Source organism: Hydrogenoanaerobacterium saccharovorans (assembly GCF_016901815.1).
Lineage (GTDB): Bacteria > Bacillota > Clostridia > Oscillospirales > Ruminococcaceae > Avimicrobium > Avimicrobium caecorum.
In genome coordinates, this window is the sequence record NZ_JACSNR010000004.1 from 41,595 (window position 1) to 57,302 (window position 15,708).

At 55.9% G+C, this 15,708-nt stretch carries 14 protein-coding genes; 1 reads left to right on the forward strand and 13 read right to left on the reverse strand.

The genetic code is table 11. From position 1 onward, the window contains the following. Nucleotides 1–36: 36 nt before the first annotated feature. Nucleotides 37–1,854, forward strand: coding sequence for a glutamine--fructose-6-phosphate transaminase (isomerizing) (gene glmS, locus H9X81_RS04860; RefSeq protein WP_204720274.1), 1,818 nt, complete (start codon nt 37–39; stop codon nt 1,852–1,854). Nucleotides 1,855–1,910: 56 nt separating this feature from the next. On the opposite strand, the gene H9X81_RS04865 is transcribed toward glmS, so the two are convergent. The 13 genes from H9X81_RS04865 to mutL form a co-directional block, all read right to left on the reverse strand. Next, a complete protein-coding gene (locus H9X81_RS04865) occupies nt 1,911–2,498 on the reverse strand; it encodes a hypothetical protein (protein WP_204720277.1) in 588 nt (195 codons plus the stop codon). After that, on the reverse strand, nt 2,491–3,078 hold the full coding sequence (locus tag H9X81_RS04870) for a M23 family metallopeptidase (protein WP_204720279.1): 588 nt from the start codon (nt 3,076–3,078) through the stop codon (nt 2,491–2,493). Before H9X81_RS04870 ends, H9X81_RS04865 begins: the two co-directional genes overlap by 8 nt. Before the next feature lie 290 nt (nt 3,079–3,368). Then, a complete protein-coding gene (locus H9X81_RS04875) occupies nt 3,369–4,184 on the reverse strand; it encodes an HAD family hydrolase (protein WP_177502423.1) in 816 nt (271 codons plus the stop codon). Nucleotides 4,185–4,217: 33 nt separating this feature from the next. Beyond that, nucleotides 4,218–5,132 (reverse strand): RluA family pseudouridine synthase, encoded by a 915-nt coding sequence (locus H9X81_RS04880; RefSeq protein ID WP_204720281.1) that lies wholly within the window; start codon nt 5,130–5,132, stop codon nt 4,218–4,220. Continuing rightward, nucleotides 5,133–5,621 (reverse strand): signal peptidase II, encoded by a 489-nt coding sequence (gene lspA / locus H9X81_RS04885; protein WP_177502421.1) that lies wholly within the window; start codon nt 5,619–5,621, stop codon nt 5,133–5,135. 77 nt (nt 5,622–5,698) lie between these two features. Further along, nucleotides 5,699–8,497, reverse strand: coding sequence for an isoleucine--tRNA ligase (gene ileS, locus H9X81_RS04890; protein ID WP_204720283.1), 2,799 nt, complete (start codon nt 8,495–8,497; stop codon nt 5,699–5,701). Between the two features lie 52 nt (nt 8,498–8,549). After that, nucleotides 8,550–9,329, reverse strand: a complete 780-nt coding sequence (locus H9X81_RS04895; protein WP_204720285.1) for a DivIVA domain-containing protein — start codon at nt 9,327–9,329, stop codon at nt 8,550–8,552. 18 nt (nt 9,330–9,347) lie between these two features. After that, entirely contained in the window at nt 9,348–10,130 is a 783-nt protein-coding gene (locus H9X81_RS04900) for an RNA-binding protein (protein WP_204720287.1), read from the reverse strand. Then, nucleotides 10,114–10,593: a cell division protein SepF gene (locus H9X81_RS04905; protein WP_177502417.1), complete on the reverse strand. Its 480-nt coding sequence runs from the start codon at nt 10,591–10,593 to the stop codon at nt 10,114–10,116. The genes H9X81_RS04900 and H9X81_RS04905 overlap by 17 nt, the downstream gene beginning before the upstream one ends. A 5-nt stretch (nt 10,594–10,598) precedes the next feature. After that, a complete protein-coding gene (locus H9X81_RS04910) occupies nt 10,599–11,327 on the reverse strand; it encodes a YggS family pyridoxal phosphate-dependent enzyme (protein WP_177502416.1) in 729 nt (242 codons plus the stop codon). Further along, nucleotides 11,308–12,537, reverse strand: coding sequence for an HlyD family efflux transporter periplasmic adaptor subunit (locus H9X81_RS04915; protein ID WP_204720289.1), 1,230 nt, complete (start codon nt 12,535–12,537; stop codon nt 11,308–11,310). The genes H9X81_RS04910 and H9X81_RS04915 overlap by 20 nt, the downstream gene beginning before the upstream one ends. A gap of 111 nt (nt 12,538–12,648) precedes the next feature. Continuing rightward, nucleotides 12,649–13,632, reverse strand: a complete 984-nt coding sequence (miaA, locus tag H9X81_RS04920; RefSeq protein ID WP_204720291.1) for a tRNA (adenosine(37)-N6)-dimethylallyltransferase MiaA — start codon at nt 13,630–13,632, stop codon at nt 12,649–12,651. After that, entirely contained in the window at nt 13,632–15,695 is a 2,064-nt protein-coding gene (gene mutL, locus H9X81_RS04925) for a DNA mismatch repair endonuclease MutL (RefSeq protein WP_204720293.1), read from the reverse strand. The genes miaA and mutL overlap by 1 nt, the downstream gene beginning before the upstream one ends. Nucleotides 15,696–15,708 lie beyond the last annotated feature (13 nt).

Genomic DNA, 15,708 nt, shown 5'->3' on the forward strand with positions numbered 1-15,708 from the left:
GTGAACTTTCAAAACTGAATAAGGAGTAATACGATTATGTGTGGTATAGTTGGATACAGTGGCTTCAGACAGGCCACCGAAGTACTGCTGGAAGGACTGCGCAACCTGGAATACCGCGGCTATGATTCTGCGGGTATCTCTGTTTTTGAGGATGGCGTCATCCGCACCGTAAAATCCCAGGGCCGCATCCAGAAGCTGGAGGAAAAGCTTGCCTTCTCCCCGCTGACCGGTACCTGCGGCATTGCCCATACCCGTTGGGCTACCCATGGCGTCCCCAGCGACATCAACGCCCATCCCCACCGTTCCGATCATGTATCGCTGCTGCATAACGGCATCATCGAAAACTATCTGGAACTCAAGGAAGAACTCATTGCCAAGGGCTATCACTTTGTATCCCAGACCGATACCGAAGTAGCTGCCCATCTGATCTCCTCGCTGTATGAGGGTGATCCGCTCCAGGCAATCTCCAAGGCGCTGGCCCGGATCGAGGGTTCCTATGCCTTTGCCATTCTCTTTGACGACCATCCGGACCGTGTCTATGGCGCCCGGAAGGACAGTCCGCTGATTGCCGCTGTGGGCCAGGGTGAGAACTTCATTCTCTCGGATATTTCTGCCACCCTCAAGTACACCAAGGACTACTATGTCCTGGAGGACGGCGACATTGTGGAGATCTCCCCGGAGGCGATCCATATCTATGACAGCAGCCTCTCCCCTGTTTCCCGGGAGCTGAGCCACGCCCACTGGAATGTGGAACAGGCACAGAAGGGCGGCTTTGACCACTTCATGCTCAAGGAGATTTATGAACAGCCCGAAGCCTTCAGTAAAACCGTTGTTCCCCATGTAAAGGACGGTCTGCCCAACTTCGAGCGGGACGAAATCCCTGAGGACTTCTTTGAGAACCGCCGCCATATCCAGATTGTTGCCTGTGGTACAGCCATGTACGCCGGTACCGTGGGCAAAAACCTCATCGAACGGTTTGCACGGATTCCGGTGAGCGTGGATGTGGCATCGGAATATCGCTACAATAACCCCATCGTAGGCCCCGGCGACCTGGTGATCGTCATTTCCCAGTCGGGCGAAACTGCTGATACCCTGGCTGCCCTGCGCCTTGCCAAGCAGAAGGGTGCCGACACTCTGGGCGTCATCAATGTGATCGGCTCGTCCATCGCCCGGGAGGCAGACCATGTGATCTACACCCATGCAGGACCGGAAATTGCCGTAGCCAGCACCAAGGCATTTACCGTGCAGATGGCAGTCATGTTCCTGCTGGCCCTGGAACTGGGTCTGAAAAACGGCATGATCCAGCCGGATGAATGCCGGTCGCTGACCGATCAGCTGCTGGACTGCCGGAACACCATGGAGCAGGCTCTGGAGCTGACCAAGACTGTTCCGGATATTGTAGAAAAGGCCATCGACTGCCCCAGCCTGTTCTATATCGGACGGGGACTGGATCATGCGCTGGCTCTGGAAGGCAGCCTCAAGCTCAAGGAGCTGAGCTACCTGCACAGCGAAGCCTATGCAGCCGGTGAACTCAAGCACGGCCCGATTTCGCTGATTACCGATGGCATGCCGGTAATTGCTCTGGCTACCCAGCAGGTAGTGCTGCCCAAAACTGTCAGCAACATGAAGGAGGTCAAGGCCCGTGGTGCCAAGACCCTGCTGATCTGTCGGGAGAGTGAAACCGTGGATGCGGATGCCTATGACTTCCGGATCGATCTGCCGGAAGCAGCCGACGAATTCATGCCCTTCACCGCTGCCATTGCTATGCAGCTGATTGCCTACTATAAGGCAGTTCAGAGCGGCTGTGATGTGGATAAACCCCGGAATCTTGCCAAATCGGTCACTGTGGAATAACCCAAAAAACGCGACGGAATATCTCCGCCGCGTTTTTTCTTTGTCAAAATACAGATTCAGTATTCCCGGAAGGTGGCAACGAGCAGATAGACCCATAGCAGCATGGCTGTGGGGCTGATCTTCCCTGCCAGCCCGCCCATCACCGGAACCAGGCCCAGCAGTACAGCCAGGGAAGTGAGCCCAGCCACCGGCTTGACCCAGCGCCCGGGCAGAAGAAAGCTCAGTGCCTCCCGCAGGGCACAGGCGCCGTCCAGACTGCCGGCGGGCAGCAGGTGCAGCAAACCCAGCAGCAGGTTCACCGCACCGAAATACACTGCCATGCCCTCCCGGGAGCTGCCGAGAAACAGCAGCGCAAGCAGCAGATTGACCGTCGGCCCAGCCAGATAGACCACTACCAGCCGCAACGGAGGCACAAACTGCACGGCAGAGCGGACAATATGGACGCCAAAAGCTGTAAAGTTTATAAACTTTACAGCTGTTTTTGTCAGCAGCATAGCCAATAAATGGCCTATCTCATGCAGCAGAATTGCCAAAAAGGAGAGCAGCAGCATGGAACCAGCCTGCCAACGGCATACCACTGCCAGCAGGAGGAAAAAGGAAAACCCAAAGCAGAAGCGCAGCCGTCCGATGTGCAGTTCAAGCATCGTGATGCACCTCCAGGACAGATGCTGGGTCAGCCAACAGCCCATCCGCCAGCACCTCGAAGTGCAGGTGTGCTCCTGTTGTCATGCCGGTGCTTCCGGACAGCGCAATACGCTCCCCTTCCCGGAGCTGGCTCCCCTCCTCCACCAGAATTTCACTGCAATGACAATACCGGGTTTCAATATTGGTACCGTGACTCATCCGCACATAGTTTCCATAGATGCCATCATAGCCGACTTCTGTGACTGTGCCGGGCAATGCCGCCACAACCGGTGTACCCTCGGCAGCGGCAATGTCAATTCCCGTATGGAAATCCCGTTCACCAGTCACCGGATGGAGCCGGTACCCGAACCCCGATGTGATTTTCCCGCTGAGCGGAGGGGTAAGCGGATAGTTGATGGTGATCGGTGCCATGGTCGCATAATCCGGGACAGGCAGAGAGCTGAAGTCCGGTTTCCGGCTCTCCTCTGCCATTGCCACACCACGGAAGAGAAGCGCTCCGATCAGAATCCCTGGCAGCAGCCACCGCCGGAAGCCGGAGATCTGCCGCCACCTCTGTTTGTATTGCCAGTACCGACGCATCCTGTCCCCTCCTCCCTGCATTCTATGCAAAGCGGACAGGTCACTATGCCTTCTGTCGGACACGCCCCGGGCAGATCAATCCAGAAGATCGGATTGTCTATTTCGGAATCGCAGACCGCCCGGAGCTGATCTTGCGTCCATAGTCCTGCGGCATGTGATGGGTCTCTCTCCGATGGGACCGCCTTGTGTCTATTGGACTCAGGATTTCCTTGCCCTGCTTCGGCAACACTCTGTGTCCAATGCAAAACAAAAAAGAAGCCGTTACCGGCTTCTTTTTTCATAGGGATTTATCAGCCCTCGTATTTGGCTTCCAGCAGTTCGATCAGCTGGGCCACAGCACCTTCCTCACAGCTCACCAGAACTTTATCCACCAGCTGTTTGATCTCCTCCGGCGCTCCAGCCACACAGGCAGAGAAGCCGGCGGCCTCAAACATCTCGATGTCGTTGTAATAGTCCCCGACTGCTACGGTCTGATCGATATTGATGCCCAGGCGTTCGCACATCTTCCGGATGGCGTTGCCCTTGGAGGTATCCACCGGGAGCATCTCAATAAAGTAGCTGTCCGAACAGGTGAAACGTACTCCCTCCCAGCCCCGGCTATTGAGCAGGTCGGTATACCGGCGTGCGTCATCGCCCCGGCAATTGAAAGTTGCCTTGAACCAGTTCCCTTCCATCGGCTGACGCATATAGGGATTCACTGTATAGTTCTGCAGCTTCATCCGACCAGCTGCCAGTTCCGGATCAGCCACATAATAATAGGCCTGATCGGTCAGAACAGCGGTGTCCAGCTCGGGATAGCTGCTCAGGATCTTTTCGATGTAATCTCTTGCCTGTTCCGGCAGGAAGTCGGTATAGATGTACTCGTCCTTCTGCATATCATACACAGCACCGCCATTGACACACAGACAAGGCGAATTGATCGGCAGCAGATGCAGGAACTCCTTTGCGGAGAAAGGTGCCCGACCAGTTGCCAGACCAAAATGTCCGCCCTTCTGCACAAAGCGCTGCAATGCGTCCAGATTGCGCTGGGGAATCCCCTCTGTCGCACTGTGGAGCGTTCCATCAAAATCGCTGAACAGATAAATATCCGAGAGTTTGTAACCCATAACGACTCCTTTCCGGTTCTGGTTGATGCTGTCTTACAGCGGACGCAGGGTCCGCAGAAAATCGGTAAAATAAGCGGGGAGTTCACTGTCGAAGCGCATCCGCTCCCCTGTGACCGGATGATCAAACGCAATGCTCTTGGCATGGAGGCACTGCCCTTCCAGGCTCTTGATCACCTTTTTCGGGCCATAGACCGGATCTCCGGCTACCGGATGCCCCAGATAAGCCATGTGAACCCGAATCTGATGGGTACGACCCGTTTCCAGCCGGAGCTCCAGATGGGAAAATCCCTCATACTCCTGCAGCACCCGATAATTGGTGACTGCTTCCTTGGAATTCTTGGCTGTGACACACATCTCCTTGCGCTCCAGTGGATTGCGCCCGATGGGAGCATCCACCCGGCCCTCCGGCTCCTTCATGCGCCCATAGACCACCGCCTGATACACCCGGTCACAGCTGTGGGCCTTGATCTGCTCCGACAGGGAGAGATGCGCCTGATCGGTCTTTGCCACCAGCAGCAAACCGCTGGTATCCCGATCAATACGGTGCACGATTCCAGGGCGGATCACACCATTGATGGAGGAGAGCTTTCCCCGGCAATGCCACAGCAGGGCATTCACCAAGGTGCCATCGGGATTACCCGGCGCCGGATGCACCACCATACCCTTTGGCTTGTTTACCACAATGACGCTCTCGTCCTCATAGACGATGTCCACCGGAATATCCTGCGGAACTGCTGCCAGCTCCACCGGGTCAGGAATGGAAATTGCCAGCTCCTGCCCTGCTTTCAGCCGGGTATTTTTCTGCACCGGCTTGCCGTCCACGGTCACCAGACCATCGGCAATCAGCGCCTGAACCTGGGATCGGGTACGCCCGGTCAGTTCAGCTGCGGCTGCATCCACACGGCTCTGATCCAGCTCTGCTCCAATGGGAAAACTCAGCTGTTCCACTTAGTTTCCCTGCTCCTCAACTGCGGCGGCAGCCTTCTTTTTCTTCTTCGGCTCCTCAATGAGTACATAATAGATCAGCATGGCTGCGCCCATTACAACACAGACATCCGCAAAGTTGAATACCGGGAAATTGATCAGCTGGGTGAAGTCCAGACAGTCAACCACATAACCCCGCAGAATACGGTCGATCAGGTTGCTGAGACCGCCAGCCAGAATCATGCTCAGGCCGGAGAGAAGAGTCTCGTCGGTGATCTTCTTGCCAAAGATCAGATAACCGATAATCAGCAGCAGCACGCCAGTCACGCCGATGAGCAGCCAGCGGGAACCGGTGAACAGATTGAATGCCGCACCGTAGTTCTCCACATAGCTGATCCGGAACACGCCAGGGATAATGTTGAAATCGGTCATTGCGGTGACATTATAAGCCCAGAGTTTGAAAAGCTGGTCCATCAGTACCAGAATAAAGACAACAAATTTAAGTCCTGCCATAAGTCCTCCAATAACAAGATACGGCAAGCTGTTATCACTTGCCGTATTTGTCGTTTTGAAATATCAGTATTGCTTGATTATTCGCTGATTGCCTTGGCGCAGCGGGCACACAGAGTCGGATGGGCCGGATCGGCACCAATATCACCGCGGTAAGCCCAGCAGCGTTCGCACTTTTCGCCTTCAGCAGGCATTACAGTAACGCCCAGGCCGGCAACTTCGCCGGTGAAGGCAGCTTCTCCGCCCTTCTGCAGCTCTACCTGCGAAGTGATGAATACCATCGGCAGATCCTCTGCCACAGGCTCCAGCAGAGCCAGAACCTCATCCGAGCAGTGCAGTACAACCTTGGCTTCCAGGCTCTTACCGATCATCTTCTCATTTCGAGCCAGCTCCAGAGCCTTGTTGACATCGTCACGCACAGCATGGATGCGATCCCACTTTGCCATGAATTCCTGACCAGACAGGCTGGGATCATACTCAGGAATATCGTTGAGAACCGGATGCTCGCAGTTGAGTGTGCTGCTCTTCGGCATCGACTTCCAGATCTCATCCGCAGTGTAGGCCAGGACAGGAGCCAGAACCAGGGTCAGATCCCGCAGAATTCGGTAAATGGTGGTCTGTGCCGCCCGACGGGACAGAGAATGTGCAGCCTCAGTATACAGACGATCCTTGATGATGTCCAGATAGAAGTTGGACATATCTACGATACAGAAGTTGTATACGCCATGATAGATGTCATGGAACTCGAAGCTGTCATAGGCTTCCCGTGCTACCTTGACCAGATCATTCATCTTAGCCAGAGCCCAGCGGTCTACTTCCATCAGGTCCTCATAGGCTACGCTGTCGGTATCGGGATTGAAGTCGAAGAGGTTGCCGAGGATATACCGGGCAGTGTTGCGGATCTTGCGGTATACTTCCGAGAGCTGCTTGAGGATCTCCTTGGAGATACGGATATCTGCATGGTAATCCGAGGATGCAACCCACAGACGCAGAATATCTGCACCGTACTCATCCACAACTTCCTGAGCCAGAATACCATTGCCCAGGGACTTACTCATCTTGCGGCCCTGACCATCTACAACCCAGCCGCAGGAGCAGACTGCCTTATAAGGAGCCTGACCCTTCCAGGCCACAGCGGTCAGCAGCGAAGACTGGAACCAGCCGCGGAACTGGTCAGCACCCTCCAGGTAGAGGTCGCAGGGCCACTTGCCCAGACGGTCCATCAGTACCGACGCATGGGTTACACCCGAGTCAAACCATACATCCATGATGTCGGTTTCCTTGGTGAACTCAGTGCCGCCGCAGTACTTACAGGTTGTACCCTTGGGCAGAATCTCCTCAGCGGAATACTTGTACCAGGCATCCGAGCCCTCTCTGCGGAACAGATCCGCTACGGCCTTGATGCTGGCATCGTCAATGTGGTACTTGCCGCACTTCTTGCAGTAGAATACCGGGATCGGAACACCCCAGTTGCGCTGACGGGAAATACACCAGTCGGCACGCTCCTGTACCATCTGGGTCATGCGCTCTTCGCCCCAGCCGGGAATCCACTTGACATTCTTGACAGCCTGTACAGCCTCATCCTTGAAGTGATCCACCGAGCAGAACCACTGTTCTGTGGCACGGAACAGGATCGGCTCCTTGCAGCGCCAGCAGTGCGGATACTGGTGACGCAGCTTCTTGGTAGCCAGCAGATGTCCGCTCTCATGGATGTGCTTGGCAATCACCTTGCTGGCCTCGTCAGTGGTCAGGCCGGCAGAGAATCCGGCTTCCTCGGTCATACGGCCTTCGGAATCCACCGGAACAGTGAAGGGGATCTCAGGATAGTGCTGGGTTACGACCATAAAGTCGTCCATACCATGTCCGGGAGCGGTGTGAACGCAGCCGGTACCGCTGTCCAGAGTAACATGATCGCCGAGGATCAGGATGGACTTGCGGTCCAGGAACGGATGGGCACACTCCACATACTCCAGCTCGCTGCCCTTGACAGTACCGATGATCTCATATTCCTCGATGCCGGCTTCCTGCATTACATTGGCAGCCAGCTCCTTGGCAACTACATAGTACTCAGTCTCGCCTTCCCGGTTTGCCTTGAGCAGTGCATAGTCAAAGTTGGGTCCCAGGCAGATGGCAACGTTTGCCGGCAGGGTCCAGGTGGTTGTAGTCCAGATCACCACATAGGTCTTGCCAGGCACAGCGCCCATGGAGAACAGCTTACCCTTGTCGTCGGTTACTTCAAACTTGACATAAACCGAATAGCAGGGATCATCGGCATACTCAATTTCAGCCTCAGCCAGGGCAGTGCCGCAGTGCGAGCACCAATGTACCGGCTTCAGGCCCTTGTAGATGTAACCCTTCTTTGCCATCTCGCCGAAGATCTCCACCTGACGGGCTTCAAACTCCGGACGGAGGGTCAGATACGGGTTGTCAAAATCGCCCAGAACACCCAGACGCTTGAACTGGGTGCGCTGGTTGTCCATATAGTAAAGAGCAAAATCCTTGCAGTGCTGACGCAGTTCCAGAGGAGAAATATCCGCTGTAACGCCGACCTTCTTCAGAGCCTTGAGCTCAATGGGCAGTCCGTGGGTATCCCAGCCAGGGATATAGGGGGACTGATAGCCGGTCATATTCTTGGAGCGGACGATCATATCCTTGAGCACCTTGTTCAGAGCGGTACCCAGATGGATATCACCGTTGGCGTACGGAGGGCCGTCATGCAGAATATAAGTGGGCTTGCCCTCATTGCGGTCTACCATCTTCTGGTATAGATTCTCCTCGTTCCATTCAGCCAGCATACCCGGCTCACGCTGCGGCAGCGAAGCACGCATTGCAAAGTCGGTCTGCGGCAGATTCAAGGTCTTGTTGTAATCCTGCGCCATGGTTGTGTAACTCTCCCTTTGATTTATTGAAATAATATGATAAAAACAGGCGTTACCGTCTGCGTTTGGCCGGGTGTTCATCCGTGCGTGTCAGGCTGAATTTATCGCCGAAACGCAGCGGGCCGAACTTGGATTCCCGTACTTCTTCCTCTTCGGTGCTCAGAACCCGGATGGTTCCGGCAGTCTGGAGGCTGGGTTCTCTGGATACCGGCACAGTTTCCGGTTCCTCTTCGTCCTCATCCGAGGTTACAGTGAATTCCAGGGTATCCGAAGGAGCAGCAGCTTCTGCCGGAGCCGGTGCGGCTTCCGCACGGTCCAGCTGTACAGTGGGCTCCTCGGGCTCATCAGCAGCCTCTGCTTCCGGAGCTTCCGGCTTTACATCCATTTCCGGAATGGTGCTGATGATGGTCTCCAGATGTCCGCGGTACAGGGCAATGATGTCCTTCTTGAACTCGGAAACCGAGCGCTTGATGCTCTCCAGCCGGCGCTGTTCCTCATCTGCCTTGAGATGAGCGTCCCCGATGATCTTCTCCGCCTTGATATTGGCATCCCGGAGAATGATCTCTGCCTTGGTCTTGGACTCCTTGATTACGCTGTCACCCAGCTTCTGAGCCCCCAGAAGTGCAGTGCGGAGGCTGTCCTCATCTGCACGGTATTCTTCCAGCTTATCGGCAAGCACGGCGAGCTTCTTTTCCATATCCCGCTTTTCATTTTCCAGCTGCTCGACATATTCAGCGACCCGATCCATGAAATCTTCCACATCATCGATCTTATAGCCGCCAAATCCCTTGGCCTTTTCAAATTTTTTCGATGCAATGTCCTTCGAAGTCATTGTCCTGCTTGCCTCCTGTTATATATATTTCTGACAGGTAATGTGCAATCTGTCCTTTTTGGTGGGAGCACCGATCTCACTGATCCGGAACTTGCCATGCCCCCGCACCGCAATCTTATCCCCGGCATGGATCTGGAATGACACCGATTCCTCCACGGCGGAATTGACGGTTACCAGGCCGCTGCGGATCAGACGGGCGGTGGTTTCCCGGCTCTCCCGGATCAGCAGTGCCGCTACACAGTCCAGCCGCATGGAGCTCACGGTTCCGGCGATCTCCTGGAAGGAATGGGCTGCCGGCAGTTCCTCCGGACGGCCTTCAGTGAGCCTGAGGCCCACCCGACCGGCTTTGGAAAGCTCGGAAAGGACCAGATCCGCCACTGTTTCCCAGAGAAACAGCACGGCTCTCCCCTCGCCCACCAGGATATCCCCGATGGCCTCCCGGCGCAGCCCCAGATTCATCAGCGCGCCGAGAAAATCCCGGTGCGTCAGGGCATACTGCCGCGGGAACTCCGCTGTGATGATCCGGATGGGATAGAGTGATTCATCTTCCGGTGAACAGTAGTCCGGAAGCGCATAAAACATCTTCCGTTCTGCGTCAGGGAAGCCGCCCCAGAATCCACAGGTCACCCCGGGAAGGGAGCCGGCGGAAAGTGCGATCCGCTGCTGGCGTTCATCAAGAAACGCCGAAAATCTGGGGATGCCCCGCTGATCGCAGAGCGTCACCAGATCCCGGATGCGTTCCAGAAACAGTTTTTCTTCCCCGGACAGAGCAGAAAGCGGCAGATCAGAAGTATACGCCATTGTTTTCCAGCTCGTCCAGCAGATCTCCCATAAAGTCCACATTGCGGGGAGTAATGATATAAGTGGAGGCAGCCACACGCTTGATCTGACCCTCGTTGGCATAAGCTACACCGCTGAGGAAGTCGATCAGACGACGGGATACTTCCTTGGAGGCACTCTCCAGATTCAGTACCACGGTACGCTTGTCGTTGAGATGGTCGGCAATATAGCTGGCATCTTCAAAACGCTCCGGCTTTACCAGTACCACCTGCAGCTGTGTTGTAGCTGCAATATTGACTACTTTGTTCTTCTTGGTAGGAATATCGCCCAGATCCGGCATACCAGCACCTCTCGATTTCGGGTCATCATAGTCATCATCACGGTCGTTGGAACGATTGCCGATGAAATCGAAATCATCTTCCTCATCGTAGAATTCATCGTCCGGAACGCCGATGAAACTCTTGAACTTATCCATTACACCCATACTCTTTATTTCTCCTTATAGATTCGCTTGCCGAACAGCGCCGAACCGATCCGCACAATGTTGGCTCCCTGACGGATCGCCGCTTCGTAATCGCCCGACATGCCCATAGACAAAAAGTCCATATTGACATTATCTATGTTTTTTTCTTTCATGTCAACAAATAACCGGTGCATTTTTTCAAAATAGCGCTCCAGTTCTGCCGGGTCCTCACAGATCGGCGGGATGCACATCAGTCCGCGTACATGCAGATTGGGCATGGCAGCTGCTTCCAGAATGAGCGGCTCCGCTTCCTTATAGGAAATACCCGACTTGGATTCCTCATCACCGATATTGATCTCAATGAGAATATCCATGGGGTGACCCAGACGGCTGCCAGCCAGACGGTCGATCTCCTTGGCAAGATGCAGACTGTTTACCGACTGGATCAGCGATACCTTGTCAATGATCTGACGGACCTTATTGGTCTGCAGGGTACCGATGAAGTGGATGTCCACGCCGTCCTTGTTGTAGCTGTCATACTTGGATACCAGTTCCTGGGCACGGTTCTCGCCCAGCAGCCGGACACCATATTCAATCGCCATGTTCACCCGTTCCGGCTCCACAGTCTTTGTGACAGCCATCAGCTGAATGTCCTCCTTCTTCCGACCGGACACCGCCGCTGCCTTTTCGATGTTTGCGTAGATCGTATCAAGATGCGCAAAGATCTCCTTTTTACTATCCAACAGGTTTTCCATCGCTTAAGTCAGTCCCTTCTACTATCACTTGATCATAAATCTCCAGGGGCCGCTCCAGATCGGAGTTGGCTCCGCAGAGAATGAACTCACTGTTTTCATAGATGATATTGATGGTCTTGAAGCGTACCACATCGCCGTCCAGCACATAAACGCCCACCTGCTGTCCTTCGTACCGCTTGGCCTTGGCCGGAATGCGCAGGCCGGTATAGGAGGTGAAGTCGATCTGAACCGAAGGGTTGCGCACCATCAGCAGTTCCGGCACCATGTGGCTGGTGCTCATCAGAACCATACAGTTATCCGGATCGCTGTCATCGGTGCGGACTTCCTCCACCGTGAACGGGATCTGGGTGATATTGTACATATTGAAGTTGAGGTACACGGTATCCCCAACGATGAATTTCTCAGAATCGGATTTGGGAAGAACCGCCGCATAATACCAGTGGTGGTCGGTGACGATCTTGCCGAGAGTGGAGTTATCAAACACCACCTTCTCCTGGGAGAAGTTCCGGATCTGTTCCACCGTCATGGTTTCGATGCTGTCCGGTGTGAGGACGCTTTCATAACCATCGGTCATACGGGCAAAATAGCCGATCTCCGGGCTGGTGTACTGCACCAGGCTGCCCGACAGCTGGGAAGTGAGCGAGTCCACCTCGGACTGGAGCTGGGTGATCCGGGATTCATAGCTCTCGGTCTCCCCCATGATGACATCCTTCTGGCTGAGCAGGTAGAGCAGTTCGTTCTTGTTCTCGGAAATGCTGCTGATCTGTCCCTGGTGTACCAGGGCGATATAGTCATCGATCTCCGAGTTGATCTGCCGGTTGACCGTTTCGGTACTGCTGTATTCCGCGCTGCGGGCATCCGATACCTTCTGCAGAGCGGTGATCTGCTCCTCCAGCGCCCGGATCTGACGGCGGATCGAAATATCACTGGAGGAACTGTAAACCTCTGCAATGACCGAACCCTCCCGGACCACAGTGCCATCGCTCTGCTGATAGCTCACGACGCCGCCGGAGGCTTGTCCGCTGATGAGCTGTTCCTCCCGGATGATCACGCCCGAGGCCTCCACGCTGTCTGAGATGGTATAGGTCAGTGCCACCTCGGTCTGATAGGGCTGGGAATCCAGATTGACCGAATGGAATGATACATAGACAATCAGGAACAGACAGATGACAACTGAGATGGTCTGAATGATAAAGCGATCACTTTTCATCGAAACTCTCCGTGACTGAAAAGATACCGCACAGCGCTGGTCCGGTCGATTTTTGCCGAATGGGCCGGACTCCTGTCAGAAGCGGAAAATCCGGATCAACAGGCTGTGCAATTAACTTTTAGTATAGCATAACAGAGCAGTTTTTTCTATATAATCCACAACATTTTTGTAGAGATTATCATAATCACTGTAATCGTCCGGGAAGAACCAATGGATGCGCTCGTCCCGCCGGAACCAGGTAAGCTGCCGCTTAGCATAGCGCCGGGACTGCATCCGGATGCGCTCCAGACAGTCCTCCAGAGGGGCTTCGCCATCCAGCCAGGGGATCAGCTCCTTGTAGCCGATGGCCTGGGCTGCCGTTGCCGAATACCCGGACGCCATCAGCTCCCTGGCCTCCTCCAGAAGCCCTTCCTCCACCATCTTGGTCACCCGCAGGTTGATGCGGTCGTAGAGGGTCTGGCGGCTGCGGTAATCCAGCGCCAGACAGCAGAGCCGATAGGGCGACGGATGGCGCTTGGAGAGCTCCTTGTGCCGGGACATGGGCATTCCGGTCAGCTCATAGAGCTCCAGTGCCCGGATCACCCGTCCGATGTTGTTCTCATGGAGGGATGCGGCTGTTTCCGGGTCCACCTCACGCAGCTTTTCCAGAACAGCAGCCTTGCCCTCTTCTTCCGCCATTTTCTTGTATTTCTCCCGGATCTCCAGGCTGGAGCCAGTCTCCGCAAACTCCACATTGTCGATGAGCGAGGAGATATAGAGGCCGGTTCCGCCCACCACAATGGGAAGCTTGCCCCGGGCATGGATCTCAGCGATCACCTTCCGGGCCAGTTCCACATACTCCGCCACCGAGAAGCTCTCCCCCGGCTCCACAAAGTCGATGAGATGATGGGGAATCCCGTCCATCTCCTCCGGAGTAGGCTTAGCGGTTCCGATGGTCATCTTCTTGTAGATCTGCATGGAATCCGCCGAAACAATCTCCCCGTCAAACCGCTTTGCCAGGTCAATGGAGAGCTTCGTCTTGCCTGACGCCGTGGGTCCGGCAATCACCAGAAGCGGGATTTTTTCCTGTTCATTGGGTACTGTCTGCAACTGCATCAAACCAACCTTCCGAATTTTCGTTCCAGTTCCGACCGGGTTATGGTCACCGACACCGGGCGTCCGTGCGGACAGAACCGCACATCCCGATCCTGACGGATCACTTCCACCAGCTGTGCCATCTCCGGCAGAGTGGTGGTGTCATGGGCCTTGATTGCCGCCTTGCAGGCCACCGAATGGAGCAGCTCGTCCACCGTTTCGGGGAGCATCTGCTGCTGTCCGTCTGCCAGCTTGGCTGCGGCCTCCTGGACTGCCCCGGTGACATCGTCCAGCGGCAGCATGGTGGGAATCTCCCGCACCAGCACTGTGCCGTTGCCGAAGTCCTCCAGCAAGAAGCCGATCTGCTCAAAGGCCGGAAGCCCCCGGAGCGCCGCGTCGTACTCCTGGCGGGAAAGAGTCACCGGCACCGGCGCCAGCAGGATCTGCCGCTGGCCCAGGCTGGTTTCCCGGCACAGGCGGTTATAGAGAATGCGCTCGTGTGCCGCATGCTTGTCAATCAGCACAAAAGTGTCCTTGTACTCCACCATAATATAGGTGCCGAACAGCTCCCCCAGAATGCGGTAGTCGGTCACCTGTTCCTCGGTATCGTCGGTCAGGAGAACGGTCGGGGCCGCAGCCGGTGCCGGTGGTTCTGCCTTCTCCTGAGCCATCGCCGGGCGCACCGGTTCAGCCGGCTTATCCGGCTTTGAAGGCATGCGGACAGGCTCCGGCTCGGAACTCCGGGCGGGCTGCGCCGGCTTTTCCGGCTCCAGGAAGGTTTTGACCTGGGGCGTGTAGGCCGGACGACTCTCCCGGGGAGTGAAGCTGCTGCCCGCAGGCGATGCGGCACGGTGCTCCCGCAGGACCTCCATCGCCTCCCCCAGTCCGGGCGACCGCAGGGTAAGGCTGCCATTCCGCTGAGCCTCCGGGGCAGGCTTTGCCGCCGGGCGGTTTTCCCGGGAGCCGGAGGTCATGCTGCGGTACTCTGCCGCTGTCATACGCTGCTGCATGCCGGTGTGGTCAAAGTCCTTGAGCGCAAAGGGACTGGGTGCAGCCTTGGGCGGCTCCTCCTTGGGGAGAAAATCCGCTTCGCCGGCGGTACCCAGCGCCTCCTTGCAGCCCCGGTAGACTGCGTCAAAGACCGGGCGCTCGTTGGAGAAGCGCACCTCGATCTTGGCAGGGTGGACATTCACATCCACCGTATTGAAAGGGATCTGCACGTTCAGCACACAGGCGGGGAACTTGCCGGTCATAATGGAGGACTTGTAGGCCTCCTCCAGCGCTGCCATACAGGTGCGGGAACGCACATACCGGGAGTTGATGAAGAAATTCTGCATGCTCCGGGTGGAACGGCTGGCAGTGGGTCGGCAGATAAAGCCGCTCACTGTCACAAACTCATGGGTGTAGTTCACCGGGATCATATCAGCGGCAAACTCCTTGCCGTACACCGCATAGATCACCGACAGCAGATCCCCGTTGCCGGGAGTGTTCAGCTTGACCTGCCCGTCCCGGATAAACCGGAAGGAGATCTGGGGATTTGCCAGGGCGATCTTGTCCACGATATTGGCAATGGTGCCCGCCTCGGTGCTGTCCTTCTTGAGGAACTTCATCCGGGCCGGGGTATTGAAGAACACGTCCCGCACCACGATGGTGGTTCCCACCGGACAGCCGGCATCGGAGAAATCCACCTCCTGGGAGCCATGGATCACATACCGTCCGCCGGAGATGCTCTCCGGAGTCCTGGAAAGGACTTCTACTTTACACACTGCGGCGATGGACGCGAGTGCCTCTCCCCGGAAGCCAAACGACCCGATCTGCTCGAGATCCGCCGCAGTGCGCACCTTGCTGGTGGCATGGCGCACAAAGGCCGCGGGAAGGTCGTCCTTCTCGATGCCGCCGCCGTCATCGGTGACACGGATATAGGAAATACCACCGTTTTTGATCTCGATGGTGATCTTCTGCGCCCCGGCGTCCACTGCGTTTTCCAGCAGCTCCTTGACGATGGAAGCCGGACGCTCCACCACCTCACCGGCGGCAATAAGCTCCGCTACCTGCGGCTCCAGCACATGGATTCGTTTGGTCATGGGAGTTTCCCCT

Bases quoted from the DNA above. Each gene is read 5' to 3' on its own strand.
- glmS (WP_204720274.1), top strand. From the start codon at position 37: ATGTGTGGTATAGTTGGATACAGTGGCTTCAGACAGGCCACCGAAGTA.
- H9X81_RS04865 (WP_204720277.1), bottom strand. From the start codon at position 2,498: ATGCTTGAACTGCACATCGGACGGCTGCGCTTCTGCTTTGGGTTTTCC.
- H9X81_RS04870 (WP_204720279.1), bottom strand. From the start codon at position 3,078: ATGCGTCGGTACTGGCAATACAAACAGAGGTGGCGGCAGATCTCCGGC.
- H9X81_RS04875 (WP_177502423.1), bottom strand. From the start codon at position 4,184: ATGGGTTACAAACTCTCGGATATTTATCTGTTCAGCGATTTTGATGGA.
- lspA (WP_177502421.1), bottom strand. From the start codon at position 5,621: ATGGCAGGACTTAAATTTGTTGTCTTTATTCTGGTACTGATGGACCAG.
- ileS (WP_204720283.1), bottom strand. From the start codon at position 8,497: ATGGCGCAGGATTACAACAAGACCTTGAATCTGCCGCAGACCGACTTT.
- H9X81_RS04895 (WP_204720285.1), bottom strand. From the start codon at position 9,329: ATGACTTCGAAGGACATTGCATCGAAAAAATTTGAAAAGGCCAAGGGA.
- H9X81_RS04900 (WP_204720287.1), bottom strand. From the start codon at position 10,130: ATGGCGTATACTTCTGATCTGCCGCTTTCTGCTCTGTCCGGGGAAGAA.
- H9X81_RS04905 (WP_177502417.1), bottom strand. From the start codon at position 10,593: ATGGGTGTAATGGATAAGTTCAAGAGTTTCATCGGCGTTCCGGACGAT.
- H9X81_RS04910 (WP_177502416.1), bottom strand. From the start codon at position 11,327: ATGGAAAACCTGTTGGATAGTAAAAAGGAGATCTTTGCGCATCTTGAT.
- H9X81_RS04915 (WP_204720289.1), bottom strand. From the start codon at position 12,537: ATGAAAAGTGATCGCTTTATCATTCAGACCATCTCAGTTGTCATCTGT.
- miaA (WP_204720291.1), bottom strand. From the start codon at position 13,632: ATGCAGTTGCAGACAGTACCCAATGAACAGGAAAAAATCCCGCTTCTG.
- mutL (WP_204720293.1), bottom strand. From the start codon at position 15,695: ATGACCAAACGAATCCATGTGCTGGAGCCGCAGGTAGCGGAGCTTATT.